9 protein-coding genes are annotated in these 15403 nt (G+C 59.1%); 2 read left to right on the top strand and 7 right to left on the bottom strand.

The genetic code is table 11. The features are described from left to right. Positions 1 to 550: 550 nt before the first annotated feature. Together JNN07_18445 and JNN07_18440 are read right to left on the bottom strand one after the other, a co-directional pair. Positions 551 to 1090, bottom strand: a complete 540-nt coding sequence (locus JNN07_18445) for an NAD(P)H-dependent oxidoreductase (protein MBL9169727.1) — start codon at positions 1088 to 1090, stop codon at positions 551 to 553. Positions 1091 to 1135: 45 nt separating this feature from the next. Continuing rightward, positions 1136 to 1663 carry a YkgJ family cysteine cluster protein gene (locus JNN07_18440; protein ID MBL9169726.1) on the bottom strand — a complete coding sequence of 176 codons (528 nt, stop codon included), beginning with the start codon at positions 1661 to 1663 and terminating at the stop codon, positions 1136 to 1138. A 98-nt stretch (positions 1664 to 1761) separates the two neighbouring features. Here JNN07_18440 and JNN07_18435 point away from each other — a divergent pair, with 98 nt between their 5' ends. Continuing rightward, positions 1762 to 5457 (top strand): PAS domain S-box protein, encoded by a 3696-nt coding sequence (locus JNN07_18435; GenBank protein ID MBL9169725.1) that lies wholly within the window; start codon positions 1762 to 1764, stop codon positions 5455 to 5457. On the opposite strand, the gene JNN07_18430 is transcribed toward JNN07_18435, so the two are convergent. Genes JNN07_18430 through JNN07_18420 form a run of 3 tightly spaced genes read right to left on the bottom strand, consistent with a single transcriptional unit; the run spans position 5426 to position 8610 of the window. Further along, positions 5426 to 6061, bottom strand: a complete 636-nt coding sequence (locus JNN07_18430) for a DUF1080 domain-containing protein (protein ID MBL9169724.1) — start codon at positions 6059 to 6061, stop codon at positions 5426 to 5428. The genes JNN07_18435 and JNN07_18430 overlap by 32 nt on opposite strands. Positions 6062 to 6121: 60 nt before the next feature. After that, positions 6122 to 7855, bottom strand: a complete 1734-nt coding sequence (locus JNN07_18425; protein MBL9169723.1) for a hypothetical protein — start codon at positions 7853 to 7855, stop codon at positions 6122 to 6124. Continuing rightward, positions 7852 to 8610 (bottom strand): ABC transporter ATP-binding protein, encoded by a 759-nt coding sequence (locus JNN07_18420; GenBank protein ID MBL9169722.1) that lies wholly within the window; start codon positions 8608 to 8610, stop codon positions 7852 to 7854. Before JNN07_18420 ends, JNN07_18425 begins: the two co-directional genes overlap by 4 nt. A 155-nt stretch (positions 8611 to 8765) precedes the next feature. Between JNN07_18420 and alaS the strand changes: the two genes are divergently transcribed. Then, on the top strand, positions 8766 to 11486 hold the full coding sequence (gene alaS, locus JNN07_18415) for an alanine--tRNA ligase (GenBank protein MBL9169721.1): 2721 nt from the start codon (positions 8766 to 8768) through the stop codon (positions 11484 to 11486). A gap of 673 nt (positions 11487 to 12159) precedes the next feature. Here alaS and JNN07_18410 read toward each other — a convergent pair. Together JNN07_18410 and JNN07_18405 are read right to left on the bottom strand one after the other, a co-directional pair. Then, on the bottom strand, positions 12160 to 13176 hold the full coding sequence (locus JNN07_18410) for a hypothetical protein (GenBank protein MBL9169720.1): 1017 nt from the start codon (positions 13174 to 13176) through the stop codon (positions 12160 to 12162). A gap of 445 nt (positions 13177 to 13621) precedes the next feature. Next, positions 13622 to 15130, bottom strand: a complete 1509-nt coding sequence (locus JNN07_18405) for a hypothetical protein (protein MBL9169719.1) — start codon at positions 15128 to 15130, stop codon at positions 13622 to 13624. Positions 15131 to 15403 lie beyond the last annotated feature (273 nt).

Genomic DNA, 15403 nt, shown 5'->3' with positions numbered 1-15403 from the left:
TGGCAGGATACCCGACTCAATAGGCTTCAGCCCCACAGTGGACCCTACTGACTGGTAAGCCGGATGCGGGAGATCCGCCAGTCCGGTTTGGAGGGAGGGGTGCGGTCAATCCCGCATTCCTACCCCTATCAATTGTAGTGTGGGCCGTCTCAGCCCATCGGGGGGCTACGAAGGGTACGGCCGAATGCATCACACAAAGGCACGAAGCTCACAATGCTTTCCGCAGGGGAGGGGAGACAGACGTTATTGCCCGCGGACCACCCCGACGACACGGAGGAAAACCCGGTCCAGGAGGGGAAGAGAACTGGTTTTACTTTTTCTTCCCTTTTGGTCCGGCCCGGTGCTCTTCGGCTCGGGACCTTGGTGAGCCTCTTGCCTTCGTGAGAGACACTCGGGCCCGCTGCGCTCGGGAGAGCGGGAATGTCCAGTGACGGACGTCGCTACAATCGTAGTGTGGGCCGTGCCGGCCCATGGGGTGTGGAAAGAGGGAAGGGTGAAGGGGAATCATCCAGCGCAACACCGCTCGAATGCTGACCTCGTTCCCTATGCCTTACTTTTTGAGCGCGGAGACGAAGTGCACAAAGCCCTGGGCCTGCTGTCGGAGACGTTGGACTAACTCCGAATCCTTGAGCTTTCCGTCCGTGTCCAGTTGTTGGCCGATTCCGGAGATGAAGACCCGCTCTGGATAGAGGTAGGCGTTGCGGTAACCGAAGATCGCTTGGAGTTGTTCGATCGGACGAAGCGCTCCCCACATCCCCGCTGCTACTCCCACAAAGCACACTGGCTTGCGTTCGAAGCTTTCCGGGAATTTCAACATGTCGATGAAGTATTTCAGCACTCCTGGGACGCCCCCGTTGTATTCCGGCGTCACGATCACGAGTCCGCTGGCATTCACCACGGCGTCGCTGAAGGGCTTGAAGGCTGCGGGCTTTTCTCCATACGAGCCGGGGTCAAAGATGGAGGGCGGTAAATGAGCCAGGTCCAGGACATGAAGGGGAGTCCGCAGCTCGGCATAGAGACCTTCGATTTGCTTCGAGACTTTGCGCGTATTGCTGCCCGGGCGGTTGGTTCCAGAAATCAAGGTTATCATGTCGGTGGAACGTAGCGGTGAGGTGAGCCTGGCGCTAGTCGCAAATTATCTATCAACGGAGGATTCGTCGGCGGGATAAAAGTGTTGGCTCAAGATCAGATTCAGCTGATGCATGGTGGTGCTCAACTCGGAAAAGAGCGCCGCTTGGTGGGCGGTTGGGGGCTTCAGTTCAAAACGGGCGGCTGCCTTTTTATAGCGCTGACGTAGGGAAGATTTGTCCCCTGAATCGCCGAGGAGGTGGAGAGTTTTTGCCGCCTTGGCCGCGAGACGCTTCGCCCGGCGAATCGACCTGAGCGCTGCCGAAGCGCTGAGTCGGTCGCTTAGGTGGTCTTTCAGTAGGACGCATTCAAACTGGCGACAATGCTGAGGACGTCCGGAGTAGATCCGACACCGGCAGCCGCTGAGAGCAGCGCAGGGCTGGGGAAATCTCGATCCCCGGGCCAGTCGTCGGATGAGCAATCCTCGGGCTTTAAGGTCCTGGGGATCGTCCTTCGGCTGCAGCAGCACCCCCGAGAAGAGCGTGCCGTCGCAACAAATTCCACATTGCAGACAAATCGATTCAGGCGGCGACATCCACCGCAGTGTTCCAGCTCCTCCTGTCGAGAACGAGCCTGAAAACCTTCGTGATACACATCTGGATGTTGGCCTGGGAGTTGCTTTGATTGAAGTTTATGAGCCTGAACACGATGGCACCGCTCTTCATTTTAATGATGTGGGTGGTGCATGGGGTAGCCGCCCCGAACCCAGCAGAGGCAGCGGAAGCTAGGTCGGCCCCGGCCTTTGGCGGTCTGGGGGAGGACGAGCAAGGCTGGGTGCGTGCTCGGGGGCCTGTGATCCGAACGCAGGTGATTCGGGCTGAGCCGACGGACTACGGCGAGGTTTGTCTCATCGACAGCGGGCGAGAGGTGACCGTGGCCATTCCGGATCTGGACCAATTGCCGGTCAAGCTTGGTCAGGAGGTAGAGGCCTACGGCGTTGCGGTTTCGCCCCTGGATGACATCAGCTCCACCCCAGCATTCCGCCTGCTGCTTTCCGGCCGGGGACAGCTTCGAGTGATCCGGGAGCCTGAAGAGGTAGCTCGGGAGCTTCCCTTGACCCCCCTGGCCTCCCTAGTCGCAACGTCCATCACCCAGCGCCAACATCTCATCCGAGTGACTGGCGGCATCCATTCCTCAGGCACGAACGATCTACTCTTGAGTGATGGAGCGAATGGTCTTCGAGTTGTGAACTGCACCGGGCAAGCACCGGTGAACCGACATCAGCTGGTGGCTATGGGGTTCCTTCACTCGGACGGCAGAAGGCCCTGGCTGGAACTGATCTGGTTCAGGGATCTGGGACTTGAGGTTGCTTCGAAGCCGCTGTCCATGAATGCCTCGTTGCTCATTGCCGCCGCGCGATATGGCCAGTGGGTGGAGACAGAGGCTGAATTTCTCCACCGATCCTCCAGAACGAACGGCGAGGTTCTGGTCCTCGGAGACGCTGGTCGAACCTTTGAGGCACTGTTGCCGACGGGTATCGGCTTTGACACCCATCAACTGAAGACCGGAACCCGTTTGCGTGTTCGTGGAGTGGTGACGCAGGTTCCTCTTGAGTCGGATGCCGATGAAGGCCCCCAGCTTTTGGTGGAGGCGGGGGAGGATTTGCGAGTCGTGGCCTCGCCCCCGTGGCCCACCTCTCACACGGTTCAGGTCATTTTAGTGCTCCTCGTGTTCCTGATGGTCGGCCTCATAGCGCTGGCGGTCGCCCATCGTAGGCTCAAGGACTCCAATCGACGTGCTCAGTTGGTGGATGATCAGCTCCGCCGCTTGAACACGGAATTGGAGTTTCGAATTCAACGGCGGACCTCGGAACTGGAGTCTGCGAATGTCCGTTTGACGATGGAGGTGCTGGAACGTCGGGAGGCCGAGATGGCCTTGGCAGAGGAGGGATCAAAACGCCGGACGCTGCTCAACAGCTCCCGCGACGGCATCGTGGTCCTGACGGAACATGCCCAGGTCCACGAGGTGAACGAAAGCTTTGCCAGCATGCTGGGTTACACGCCTGAGGAGATTCGACACTTGAAGGCCTGGGATTGGGAAACGGAGTGGACTCGAAATCAGGCGCTCTCGGTCTTGCGCGCGGTGGGCTCCGAAGGAAGCCGCTATGAGACGATTCACCGGCGAAAGTCGGGGGATTTGATCGAAGTGGAGGTGACCAGCAATGCGGCCTGGTGGCGTGGGCAGAAATACATCGTCTGTGTGTGTCGCGACCTTCGGGAGCGCCGGCAGGCCGAAGTCATGCGTCGCGACCAGGCCAAGGTGCTGGAAATGATCGCCCAGGGCGCCGAGTTGTCCGGCACCCTGGAGTGCCTGGTGAAAGCGGTGGAGGCTCAGTTTGAAGGCATGTTCGGATCCATTCTCCTCGTCGATGAGGAGGGGCTTCTCATGCACCATGAGGCAGGGAGGACCCTTCCGGAAGCCTATCGATCGCGCTTGGGAAAGGTCGCGGTGGGGGAGGGTATCGGTTCGTGTGGCACGGCCGCCTTTCGAAAGGAGTCCTTCTACGTTCACGACATCGCCGAGCATCCCTTCTGGAGTTCCTATCGTGACATGGCGCTGGGATCTGGTCTTAAGTCGTGCTGGTCGGTTCCCATCCTGGATGAGTCACGAGAGATCCTGGGCACCTTCGCCGTGTATGGAACCACCGTCGGTTCACCTCGATCGGATCAGATTCAGCTCCTCGACATGGCGGTTCACACCGCTGCAGTTTGTATACGATGTGCCCGGGCCAAGGAGGCTTTGCATCGGAGCGAGAAGCGTTTTCAGTATGCCATGCAAGGCGCTAACGATGGGCTGTGGGATTGGGATCTGACGACCAATCGCGCGTATTTCTCACCGCGGTGGAAGTCGATGCTCGGGTATGCAGACAGCGAGCTACCCCATCATCTGGATACCTGGAAGCAGCTCGTTCACCCTCAAGATCTCGAGCCAACCCTCAAGATTGCAGGTGATGTCGTTTCGGGGAAGCGTGACAAGTATGAGGCCGAATTCCGGATGAGGCACAAGCAGGGGAGTTGGATCAATGTTCTCTCTCGTGGCTTTTTGGTGAGGCATGCGGATGGGACGCCGGAGCGGCTCGTTGGCACTCATGCCGACGTGACTCAGCGCAAGGAGGCCGAACGCTGCCGGGCTCAGCTGGAGATTCAGCTTCGGCAGGCCCAGAAAATGGAGGCGATCGGCACCCTTGCGGGAGGCATCGCCCACGATTTTAACAACATTCTGGGGGCCATCATCGCTCACGCCGAGCTGATCCGCTTGGAATCACAATTGTCCGCTTCCACCTCGGAGAGCCTCACCGATCTGCTCAAAGCGAGCCATCGAGCCAAGGAACTCGTCAAACAAATCCTGACCTTCAGCCGTCAGCAGGAACCGCAGCGTCGGGTAATGGAATTTGAACCCGTGCTTAGGGAATCCCTCAGTCTGCTCCGAGCGGCGCTTCCGGCCCGGGTTGAGCTGCGAGTGCGGGTTAACGATCCCGTCCCGTCGGTCATGGGCGATGCCACTTTGATTCAGCAGGTCATCATGAATTTGGCCACCAACGCTGCCCAGGCGATTGGAGATCGGGTGGGTCGTCTCGACATCGAACTCGGACCGTGTTTTGTGGATGCGAAAATGGCGGCCGCCCACCAGGGATTGAAGGTGGGGTCGCATGTGCGTCTGCGGGTGAAGGACAATGGCCCGGGGATCGCTCCGGAAGTCCTCGAGCGGATCTTTGAGCCGTTCTTCACCACCAAAGCGCCAGGGCAGGGTACCGGCCTGGGCCTGTCAGTTGTTCACGGCATCGTCCATGAGCACGAGGGCGTCATCCTGGTCGACAGCCAATTGGACTCGGGCTCCTGCTTTGATGTTCTCCTACCGGTGGCTGCGGGGGCGATCGCGGAGCCAACCGAGAAGGAGCAGTGTCCGGCCGAGCTGCATGGGGAGGAGCATGTGTTGCTCATTGATGACGAGCCATCGCTGCTCCGGGTGGGCGAGCGCATTTTGCGGCATCGAGGGTTTCGTGTGACAACCTGCTCGGGGCCGCAGGAGGCCTTTGAGCTGTTTTCACGCGCCCCGGATTTGTACGATCTGGTCGTAACCGACTATTCGATGCCGACGGAGAGCGGCTTGGATCTGGCCGTGCGCCTGTTGGCGCTACGACCGGGAATGCCGATTCTCATTTGCACCGGTTACGGAGCTGGTATCTCGAAGGAGCAGCTTCTCAAGCTCGGCATTCGGGGGATTTTGCAGAAGCCGATAGCTCTCGATGAGCTTTGTCGGGCCGTCCGGCAGACACTCGATGCCGAGGAAGAAGCTCTTAGGGAAGCTCCTGAATTGAAAGCTTCCTGAAATGGGCTTCAGCCTTGCCGCCTCCATGAATCTGGATGCCGAGCTTTCCCCACTGCGGCAGTGATGCATCCGCTTCGGTATAATCTACCCCTTGAGCACCATTGATAAAAGTGCGGATGCGGCGTCCTTCAGCCCGGATCTCGTAGTGATTCCAATCCCCCCGTTTCAGGACCTTGTTGAGCGCTGCCATATCGGACTGGGCCATGAGCTTGTTCCGTCGGGACTCGTCGTAAATGCTGCCCCACCACGTGGGATCGCCGATGTCGCATTGGTATCCGGACATTTCTGAGCTTTTGGGAACACGCTGGCTTCTGATCTGGACACCCGAATTGATGAAGCCGTTGGTTCCGGTCAGGCGAAACTCCAACTTGAGAACGAAGTTGGTGTAGTCGCGGGTGGTCGCGAGAAACTGGTTCTCGGGAATAGTCCGCACCAGCGAGCCTCCGACGATGTTTCCCTTCTCGATTCGCCACCATTGGTTGGTGTCACCCTCCCATCCGGCGAATGTTTTTCCGTCGAACAGAGAGTGAGACGCGGCTTGGAGCGAGGGCAAAGCGACGCTGCTCTGAAGCCAGACGAGGAACAGGAATAGGGTGGTTCTCATAGTCGTTCTGTGATGTGGTTGGGACGCTGCCATAGAATTCTCGGCGGGGGAATCACAATGTCATTCGATCTCCTGCGTCAACGTGGCCAGCATGTCCTTTTCGCGGCGCTGGAGCCAGGCTCCCAGCCCTTCGAGGCTGCCAAAGTAGACGAGTCCCGTGCAGACCAGCGAGAACCCCGACAGGAGCAGGTTCAGCGGAACGTGCTCCGCCCATCCTGCTCGGTGCGCCAGGAATTCGACCGCCGGAGGGATGATGACCGGCAGGCTGAGGATCGGAAAAAGGAGGTGCGACACGAACATCAACAGGACCACCTTGGGTGGGTTCTTGGTTGGCTTCAACGATCCTGCGCCGATGCGGAATGGAACTCCGATGGAGTAGATGTTGCCCATGGTGCTCAGGAGGAGATACATCGTGAAGGTTTGGAGGACTCCTGCGGCGAGCGCACCGATGGAAACCTTGAGCACGAAAGGCACGACCGCCAGGGCGATGAGTGCGGGCGGCACAACAAAGGGAGCAAACGCCAGATTCTTCGCCAGGAGCATCTGTTTGCGCGGGATGGGTAGGAGCACCAGCGACCGGAAGCCGTTTCGATCCAAGCCGAACTGATTGAGCAGCACCTGAATCATGGTGAAGAACAGCATTAGAACCAAGCTGGTCGGCGCGAATTCACCCAGGCCTATGGGCATGTTGGCGCGGTTTCTAGTAAAGAAGATCGCATAAAACAACACCATCATGGTCAACGGGCCGACGATCATCATCTTCATCTCGGGCGCGCGCGCCATGGCACGAAAGGAGGCTAGCGCCAATCCGGCGGTGTCCGACCTCACCAGGGGAAGCTGCCACTCTACCAGCAGCTGTTTGCGCGGTTGCGGTCCAGTGCTCGGGGTTTTGTCCGGAGGCGGTGGGGTGGTAACCAGAGGTTTGACTTTGGAACTTCCGGTGTAGAAACGCATCGTGCTGCGATACGCCACAGCCAGGCCCAGGAAAGCGAGAAGCGAAAGTCCTGCCGTGCCGCCCACCGCTGGCCAGGGGTTTCCTTGACGCAGGGCCAGCGCTCCGTTGGCCAGCCAAAGCGGGGGGGCTAACTGATGTGCCAGCCGGCTCTCCGAGGAAGTGCCGTAGGTTTCCAAGGAGCCGAAGGGGGCTCCTCGGGAGGCCCGGTGTCCTCCTGGTCGAGTCAGGTTGAAATACAGGTTTGGCCCTTGAGCGAGCAGGATGATGGCGATGGTCAGTCCGGCGGTGATGGCGCGTCGGCGCCGCTGGTTGACCATGAGAGAAACCAACCATCCCCGCAGGCAATAGGTCCAGGACGTCACCCAGAGCAAGAAGGCCAAGGCCAGCGGGATGAGGAGCAGCATCTGTGCTCCCACGCTGACCGCCATCCCAATGCTGAGCGCGGTCAGGGCTGGGACCGCCGCGATGATGCTAAAGGTGAAGTGCGAGGCCAGGTAGTTGATGCCGAAGAGCTGGGGCAGAGAGATGGGAAGATGCATCAGCCTCTGGATGTCGATAATCTCCGATCGTTGAAGTTCATTCAGCAGGCCGATAATCCAGGAGAACAGGAAGAGTCCGGTGAAGATGTCCAGGGTGAGCAGCGTGGCATTCGCTTGGGCTCGCCCCAGAAGTTTCCAACCCAAAAGAAAGCCTCCACCGGCGCAGGTGATGACCAGCGCGTAGCCGCCCACAGTGGCGATCACCGCGAGGATTAGATTCAGCGACCGGCCTTTGCGCAGCTGATTCCAGGAAAGCCTCCAGCGGAGCCAGAGCAGGGTTTGAAGCTGGGACCAGTTCATTCGAGCCAGCTGAGTTTCTGGGTCTCCAGATGTTCACCGCCGAGCGCCTGGATGAAGCGTTCCTCCAGGGAGCCCGCCGCACGGATCTGGGCCATGGACTCCTGCAAGACCAGTTGGCCGCGGGAGATGATCCCGACGTCGGTGCAGAGCTTTTCGACAATCTCGAGAACATGGGAGGTCAAAAAGATCGTGGCGCCGCGTTCCACGCAGCGTCGGAGCATGTCGCGGAGCACCTTGGAGGAAACGGCATCGACACCCTCGAAGGGCTCGTCGAGGAAGATCAGGTCCGGATTGGGAATGAGGGCGGCCGCGAGGGCCAGTTTCTTTTTCATTCCGTGAGAGTATTCCAGGGTGAGCTTCTTCTCCTCGCCTTCCAGACCCATGATGTGCAGCAGTTCATCGCTCCGTTCGCGGATGACCTGAGCTGGAAGGAGGTACATGCGACCGATAAACGTCAGGTATTCCCGGGCGGTGAGATTGTCGAAAAGCCCCAGATGCTCAGGCACAACGCCGATGCGGCGCTTCATCTCTCGGGCGGTCTCCGTGTTCGACATGTCCTCGCCCATGATGCGAATGCGTCCGCTCGAGGGGGCCAGCAGGCCGGTGAGCATCTTGATGGTGGTGGATTTGCCGGCACCATTGGGTCCCAGGAACCCATAAAAGCAACCTTTGCGAACCTGCAGGCTCAGTCCATTCACGGCTCTAACGCCGCCGAAATCCTTCTCCAGCCCTTCCGTCTCGACGGCCCAGGACAAGGGGAGGGCCTGGCTGGGGAGTTGAGGAGGCAACGCGGAATTTGGTTCCATTTTGGGGGCACAGTAGGAAGGTGTTCCTGCCGATCCAAGGAGAAAACTTCCACTGGCCTTGGGCGCGATGGTTTCCTATGCTCCCCGGCCTGATTTGACTTATGATGACCAGCTCCCAGATCCGCCAGTCCTTTGTCGATTTTTTCCGCTCGCAGCAGCATACCATCGTTCCGTCGTCTAGCTTGATGCCGGATTCGCCGAACTTGTTGTTCACCAACGCGGGAATGAACCAGTTCGTGCCTATCTTCCTGGGGCAGAAGAAGGCGGATGTGTCGAAATGGGCTTCGGTCATCCCAGGAAGCGACACCCGCGCGGCCGACACCCAGAAGTGCATTCGTGCCGGCGGCAAGCACAACGACCTGGATGATGTAGGCCTGGATACCTATCATCATACGTTTTTCGAAATGCTGGGGAACTGGTCCTTCGGCGACTATTTCAAGCGCGAGGCGATCGATTGGGCCTGGCAGCTGATCACCGAAGTGTGGAATTTCCCCCGCCATCGGATTTACGCCACGGTCTACAAGCCGGACCCGACCAAGGGGGATCCCAGCAGCTTTGACCAGGAGGCCTGGGACATGTGGGCTGAGAAGTTCAAAGCGGCCGGACTCGATCCGAACGTCCACATCGTCTACGGCAACAAGAAGGACAATTTCTGGATGATGGGCGATACGGGTCCATGCGGTCCGTGCTCAGAGTTGCACGTCGATCTCACACCCGCGGGCGATACCAAGGGCGCCTTGGTCAACAAGGGCAGCGCGGAGTGCATCGAAATCTGGAACTTGGTGTTCATTCAGTTTAACGCCAATCCGGATGGCACGTTCTCCCCGCTGCCGTCCAAGCATGTCGATACCGGGATGGGCTTCGAGCGCGTGGCCTCCATCATTCAGGGGACCAAAGGCTTTAAGGATTTCGCCAACGCCAAGATCTCCAATTACGAGACTGACATCTTCCGACCCATCTTCGACGAGATTGAGCGGATGAGCGGCAAGCGTTATGGCTCCACCCTGCCCAAGCCGGGCTCCACGGGAGATACCGAACAGGAACGAATCGACGTTGCCTTCCGGGTGATCGCTGATCATATCCGCACACTGAGCTTCTCGGTGGCGGATGGCATTCAGCCGGGCAACACCGATCGAAACTACGTGTTGCGGCGGATCCTGCGTCGTGCGGTTCGTTACGGTCGCACTTTGGGCTTCAAAGAACCCTTCTTCTACAAACTGGTCGACGTTCTGGCGGCGAGCATGGGGGATGTGTTTCCGGAGATTCGCAAGCGCAGCGGACATGTTCAGGATGTCTTGAAGCGTGAGGAGGAAGCGTTCAACAAGACCCTCGATCGTGGCATCGACCTGTTCCAATCCGAGGTAAGCCGTCTGAAGCCGGGGAGCGCGTTGCCGGGTGCTTTTGCGTTCAAGTTGTATGATGAGCAGGGTTTCCCTCTCGATCTCACCGAACTCATGGCTCGCGAGCGGGGGTATACGGTGGACACCGCTGGGTTCAACACCCTGATGGAAGAGCAGAAGGCCATGGCTCGTGCGGCGCAGAAGAAGACGGTCATCGAGCTGTCCCAGATCGAGACCACTACGCCGACCTGCTTCGTGGGATACGACGCGCTGGAAACCGAGGCGAAGGTGCTCGAGGTGGTGAATTTGAAGGACAAGACCGCGGTCGTTCTCGACAGCTCGACCTGCTATGCCGAGATGGGTGGGCAGGTGGGCGACACCGCGGAGCTTTCCGAGGGCGGGCGGTTGTGGCGGGTGGCCAACACTCAGAAATCTGGAAACACCTGGCTGCACTTCGTGGAAGGTGGTGAGGCTCCAGATGTGGGACGCAAGGTGAAGCTCTCGGTGGATGTGGCTCGTCGCGCCGCGATTCAGCGGCATCATACGGTGACACATCTGCTTCACTGGGCGCTGCATGAAGTGGTCAGCCACGAGGCGACGCAGAAGGGATCTTTCGTTGGACCTGACAAGCTGACCTTCGATTTCAATCACGGGGCGCTTACCTCGGAGCAGGTGCATGACATCGAGAAGTTGGTCAACGAGCGGATCGTGGAGAACGCGGTGGTCAGCTGGTCCGAAGTGCCTCACACCGACGTGAAGAGCCGCAAGGACATCCTGCAGTTCTTCGGTGACAAATATGGCGACGTTGTCCGGGTCGTTCAGATCGGTGGCGCTGCCAAGCAGCTGAACGGTTACTCGATGGAGCTGTGCGGTGGAACGCATGCCCGCGCCACGGGGGAGATCGGCCTGTTCCGCATTGTGGCGGAGAGCGCCATTGCCGCGGGCGTCCGCCGGATCGAGGCCATTGCCGGGTTGGAGGCTTATCGGGTTGCGACTCAGGATTTGGCTCTGATCCGGAACATCGCTGGTCGGGTCAGCACTCCCGTTCACGAATTGGAGAAGAAGATCGAGGCCTTGATGGTCCATCAGAAGGAACTCGAGAAGCAGGTTAAGGCAGCCCAGCAGCGCGAGGCCGCCCAGACCGCGAAGACTTTGGTAGCGGGGGTGACACCTATCCAGGGTATCCCGACGTTGATCGCGAACGTCGGTGGGGCCGATGGCGACACGTTGCAAGCGATCGCCGATGCGGCTAAGGGTCTGTTCGAAGGTGTGATCCTGCTCGGCGGTTCACAGGCGGGCAGCGTGGCCTTGGTGGCGGCGGTTTCCGCGGCATACACCTCCAAGGTGCAGGCGGGCAAGCTGATCCAAGCCGTGGCACCGATCGTGGGCGGCAAGGGTGGCGGCAAGCCCGACAACGCTCGCGGCGGCGGCAAGGACCCGTCCAAGCTCGACGAAGCCCTCGCGAAGGCGCGCACCTTGATTTGAGGTGCGAAAGAAGGGGCATGGAGGAGACGACGAGAGGAGTCCTCGGGTTTTCCCTTCTGTAGGGCCGAAACTCCCGACTTTGTCACACGAAGGCACGAAGCGCACTCAGGAGGGGCCGAACTTGGTGAGAGCTGTCTTTCCGCCGTGGGGGTCCTCGACTCCGTCGGTGGTGAAAAGCTGTAGAGGGCTACAGCAGTCCATGAGGCTTCGCGAGGTAATGCGCTTTATGGAGTGCGGCAGCCCTCTCTCATCGTTACCTCTAAAGATGGGGACCAAACAAGCTGTAGGGGATCCTCATTTCTTCACATGAGTTGGCTGCCGAAGCCTAGAACCCGCAGGGTTCAAAGAGATTACGGGGTGTGGAGTGCAGCGACACCCCCGGTCTGTCGGCCCCCTATTTAACAGTACCGGGAAAGGCGTGCCACCCGTCGGCGAACGGACTGACGACCTCTTTAGGTTCTTTGAGTCGGGTGACGCAGGTCTCAAAAGCCGGTGGCATCGCTGCGCGATGCTCTGTACTTTTTTAACAGTTCCGGGGGTGCGAGCACCCCCGGCTAAATCTCTTTGAACCCTGCGGGTTCGGGCCCCGCCTACTCAGTGACAAACGCCGGCGTTGCCCAGCTTGTTTAGTCCCCATTTTTAGAAGAACTGATTGTATCCATCCACCGCCAGGTCATTCCTTGGATTGCTGGCCTGAGTATCGCACTTGCGCGCAAGTGCGAGGGCAGAGTAAATCGACCGCAGAAGCTCGTTGCACACGTGCGCGCACTGCGTCCCCTACCTCAGAGGCAACAACGAATTGCTGTCCTTTCAGTAGAACAACTCCCGTGACTAAAGTTTTCCCGCTCACGTGAACCTCCTCCAGCAAGAGAGCGTCAGCGCCCAGGCATAGGAACGTGGTTTGTCCGCCGCCGTTTCGCTCAACTCTTCCCCCGACGAATTCGTGAGGTGCGGCGATCTCTCCAGCGAACACTTCGGTGAGTTGCTGGTTCGGATTCAAAAGAGCAATAAATCGTTCATTGTAGTCGGCCAAATATCCATAGAACTCTACTTCCACTGGCTCTGGTTTTTCTCTGGTGCGGACGGTCAGTATCACCAGTTGCCCCAGGTGACGTTCCAGGAGCGGCTCATAGGCATTGTTGAACAAACCGAGCACGTTGCCGCCAAATTCCGTCAATTTCGAGGACTGCTCACGCGCCAGTGTGCCGATCCCACCCGGGCGATTACCCATCCTACCCAAGAACAATCCGACCGACTGTATAATCGCATCCCTAACTATATTGACGAAATTGGTGAACTGTCTTCCCGTCCGCTGGAGGAGAGGAGGATTCACGAGGCGAGTTGTTTGTTGTCGGCGATCGCGCTTTTCTGCGTCGGTCAGTCCGTGTTCGATCCGGGAAAACATGGCACAGCCGGACAGCTCTTGATCGTAAATCATCATGCTTCGGCGCCACCGTCCGGTGTTCTTCCCGAGTAAGGGATTAAAGACCAATTCGACACCTTTGCTTGTCACGTGAAGATCCCCGTGGACGGGTTGCTTGCCTTCGCAAAACAGAGTGACGTGATGCGAATGAAACAGCAGTAAACAACGATCTCGCTTTAAGCGGCGAGCCAAGGCTCCGAAGAGTGTGACGAAAAAAATCAGTGCTATCGCCATCCAGAACACGTTATCCAGCGGTAGTATGTCCATAGCTAGTCGTCCTCCCTGCTGGGAGATTCCATGTGTTCTGGGTCACCGAGTAGTTTTGCTTTCTCGATCATATAAGCGAATTGTGTGCCAGTGCTGCATCCAGGGAAAAAGTGACGAATAGCCTGGTCGGAGGGGATAAACGGCGTGGGAGTCAGTCGCTCTGCCTGCATTTGGGATTCTTGGATGGCAATCTGCACGGGTTGAGGCACTGCCCTCGGTAGCCTTTTGGAGTGCTGTGGCCCTCTACAGCTTTTCACGACCCGACGGAGTCGGAAATTTGCAATGCGGTGGCATGCCACACGCGGTCCATAAAGCCCAATCCATGCAGTAGGACAGCATGCGGTTGCGCAGCAGATTTTTGCGAAAGCCGAGGCGTGAGGAGCGAGCGTCTTGAACTAAATAGGCACCTGGCACCTGAAACCCGACATCGTCCCTCTCCCCATGCTCACCCCTGCAAGGCGGCTCGTGCGCGAGGCATGAGTTCATTGTCGGACTCTTGGCCGCCGCGCCAGTGAAAGGAGCTCGCGGCCAGGAAGCGGTCCCGGATCTGCGGGGAGAGAGATTGAAAATCCTCCCACACGGCCGCCGAGAACTTGTAGTCGTGGTTGTCACGCCCTTTCAGGAAGATGAGCCGACGTGCGGCGTCGATCAGGGGCTTGGGCGGTCCGCCAGCGTTGAGGTAGCCTAGGATTTTTCGAGATCCAGTGAGCCGGTCGCCCGGCCCCAATTCGCGTAGCATTTCCTCGACTGCCTCCGGCCCCGCGGCGCTTGGGGATATCCCTTCAAGTTGGTCGATATAGATTCCCTTGTCCTTGCTGGTCCCTCGGAACAAGGGCAAGAAGGCCGCGTTCTGGAGGAGGAGTAGCTTGCGCGTGTCCTCGTCGCGCGTGTGTTGCCAGGAGTAGTGGGTGGCGTTGGTGAAGGTGATCGCATGCATGGAGACGATGCCGGGAGCGCGCATCACAAACTCCCCCGCCGCTGCAAAGCAGGCTTCGAAGAGCGAGAGCGGGCTGGTGCCCCGATTCAAGAGCTCGACTGCCTTTTCCGCGGCGTCCTTGGCCGAGCCTTCGCGGAGGGTGCGGAGCATTTCCTTCGTGGCGTCGGACGACGGCTTGCCGTCGAGCCAGCCTGAGCGAATGGTCTTGATAAGTTCTACATTTCTACGGAAGGGACGGTCGGCGGGGAGATCCGATTTCGCCGGGTTCTTGTCTCCCACGCGATCCAATAAACCATAAACCAACGACCGGAGCACGGGCTCGGCATGATGCCAGCCGATGACTTCCAGGGTGCGGAAGCAGTTGGCGACGTAGATCTCCTTGTGGCCGATCTCTCGAAAGTCCCGCGCACCGTAGCGAGCGAGCAGGTCGTAGATTTCATGAGCACCGGCCGTGCGCACGAGGCCGGTGATGGCCGCATCTGCCGCCGATTCATCCCAATGCTCGAGCGCATCGATCAATGCCTGCCTGGCTTTGTGACTGGGCGGCACGGCACCTTCGTTGACGGGACCCATGGTCCAATTGCCTTCCCGCACATCCGCCGCCTGAGAGGCTTTGAAAGAGTCGATGGCCCAAAAGATTGGCAGCCAACGATCCGAATCGGGAGAGGCCAGGCTGGCGAGATGCGCGGCATGGACCACCAGGACGGCATGGAATTTGAACCCTATCGGACGAGGTTCCACATTGCGCACTCCGGCCAACAGTAAGGCGCCGAGCAGCTCCCGATAGGAGGTTCCCTTCCTCAGCTGGGAGCCGACTTCTTCCAGCACCCGTTCCCGCGGTGTGTCTTCCAGCAGGCGCACCAGAGGGATCAGCTCCGGGTGAAGTGTGGGTGTGAGCGCCGGCATCTGCGCCTCCGCTGCCGAAACTGGCGGAAGACCTTGAATCAGCGAGAACCCGGTGAAGCTGAACGACGCGCTGGTACCGGCGGCTAACTTGAGAAAGTGACGACGTTTCATAGCGTTATGTCCGAACGGGGCTTTTGGGACAGTGGCGCGAGGCGGCGCTTTAGGCGAGCGTCATTTTTTGCGGGGAGGCGGGCGGGTGATGTGGGGTAGGGCGAGATTCCACTCGAGCCCTGACGGGCCCTGCGTTGACCAAAGGGAAGGGGCTGCGTCGCGGAGAGCCGAGATGGCGACGAACACCCGTCTGCCCTTGCGGAGTGGCCCCTTTGTTATCCTGAGCGTGGGGCAGGAGTGGGCTCGACGGAGTCTCTCCCTACCGCCGTGACG

Source organism: Verrucomicrobiales bacterium, assembly GCA_016793885.1.
Taxonomy (GTDB): Bacteria; Verrucomicrobiota; Verrucomicrobiia; order Limisphaerales; family UBA11320; genus UBA11320.
Note: the sequence above shows the minus strand (reverse complement) of the source record. Positions and strands in the feature narration are given on the sequence as shown.

What these genes read in the sequence shown, in the direction of transcription:
- JNN07_18445 (MBL9169727.1), bottom strand. Translation starts at nt 1,090, where the DNA reads ATGATAACCTTGATTTCTGGAACCAACCGCCCGGGCAGCAATACGCGC.
- JNN07_18410 (MBL9169720.1), bottom strand. Translation starts at nt 13,176, where the DNA reads ATGGACATACTACCGCTGGATAACGTGTTCTGGATGGCGATAGCACTG.
- JNN07_18425 (MBL9169723.1), bottom strand. Translation starts at nt 7,855, where the DNA reads ATGAACTGGTCCCAGCTTCAAACCCTGCTCTGGCTCCGCTGGAGGCTT.
- JNN07_18430 (MBL9169724.1), bottom strand. Translation starts at nt 6,061, where the DNA reads ATGAGAACCACCCTATTCCTGTTCCTCGTCTGGCTTCAGAGCAGCGTC.
- alaS (MBL9169721.1), top strand. Translation starts at nt 8,766, where the DNA reads ATGACCAGCTCCCAGATCCGCCAGTCCTTTGTCGATTTTTTCCGCTCG.
- JNN07_18435 (MBL9169725.1), top strand. Translation starts at nt 1,762, where the DNA reads ATGAGCCTGAACACGATGGCACCGCTCTTCATTTTAATGATGTGGGTG.
- JNN07_18440 (MBL9169726.1), bottom strand. Translation starts at nt 1,663, where the DNA reads ATGTCGCCGCCTGAATCGATTTGTCTGCAATGTGGAATTTGTTGCGAC.
- JNN07_18405 (MBL9169719.1), bottom strand. Translation starts at nt 15,130, where the DNA reads ATGAAACGTCGTCACTTTCTCAAGTTAGCCGCCGGTACCAGCGCGTCG.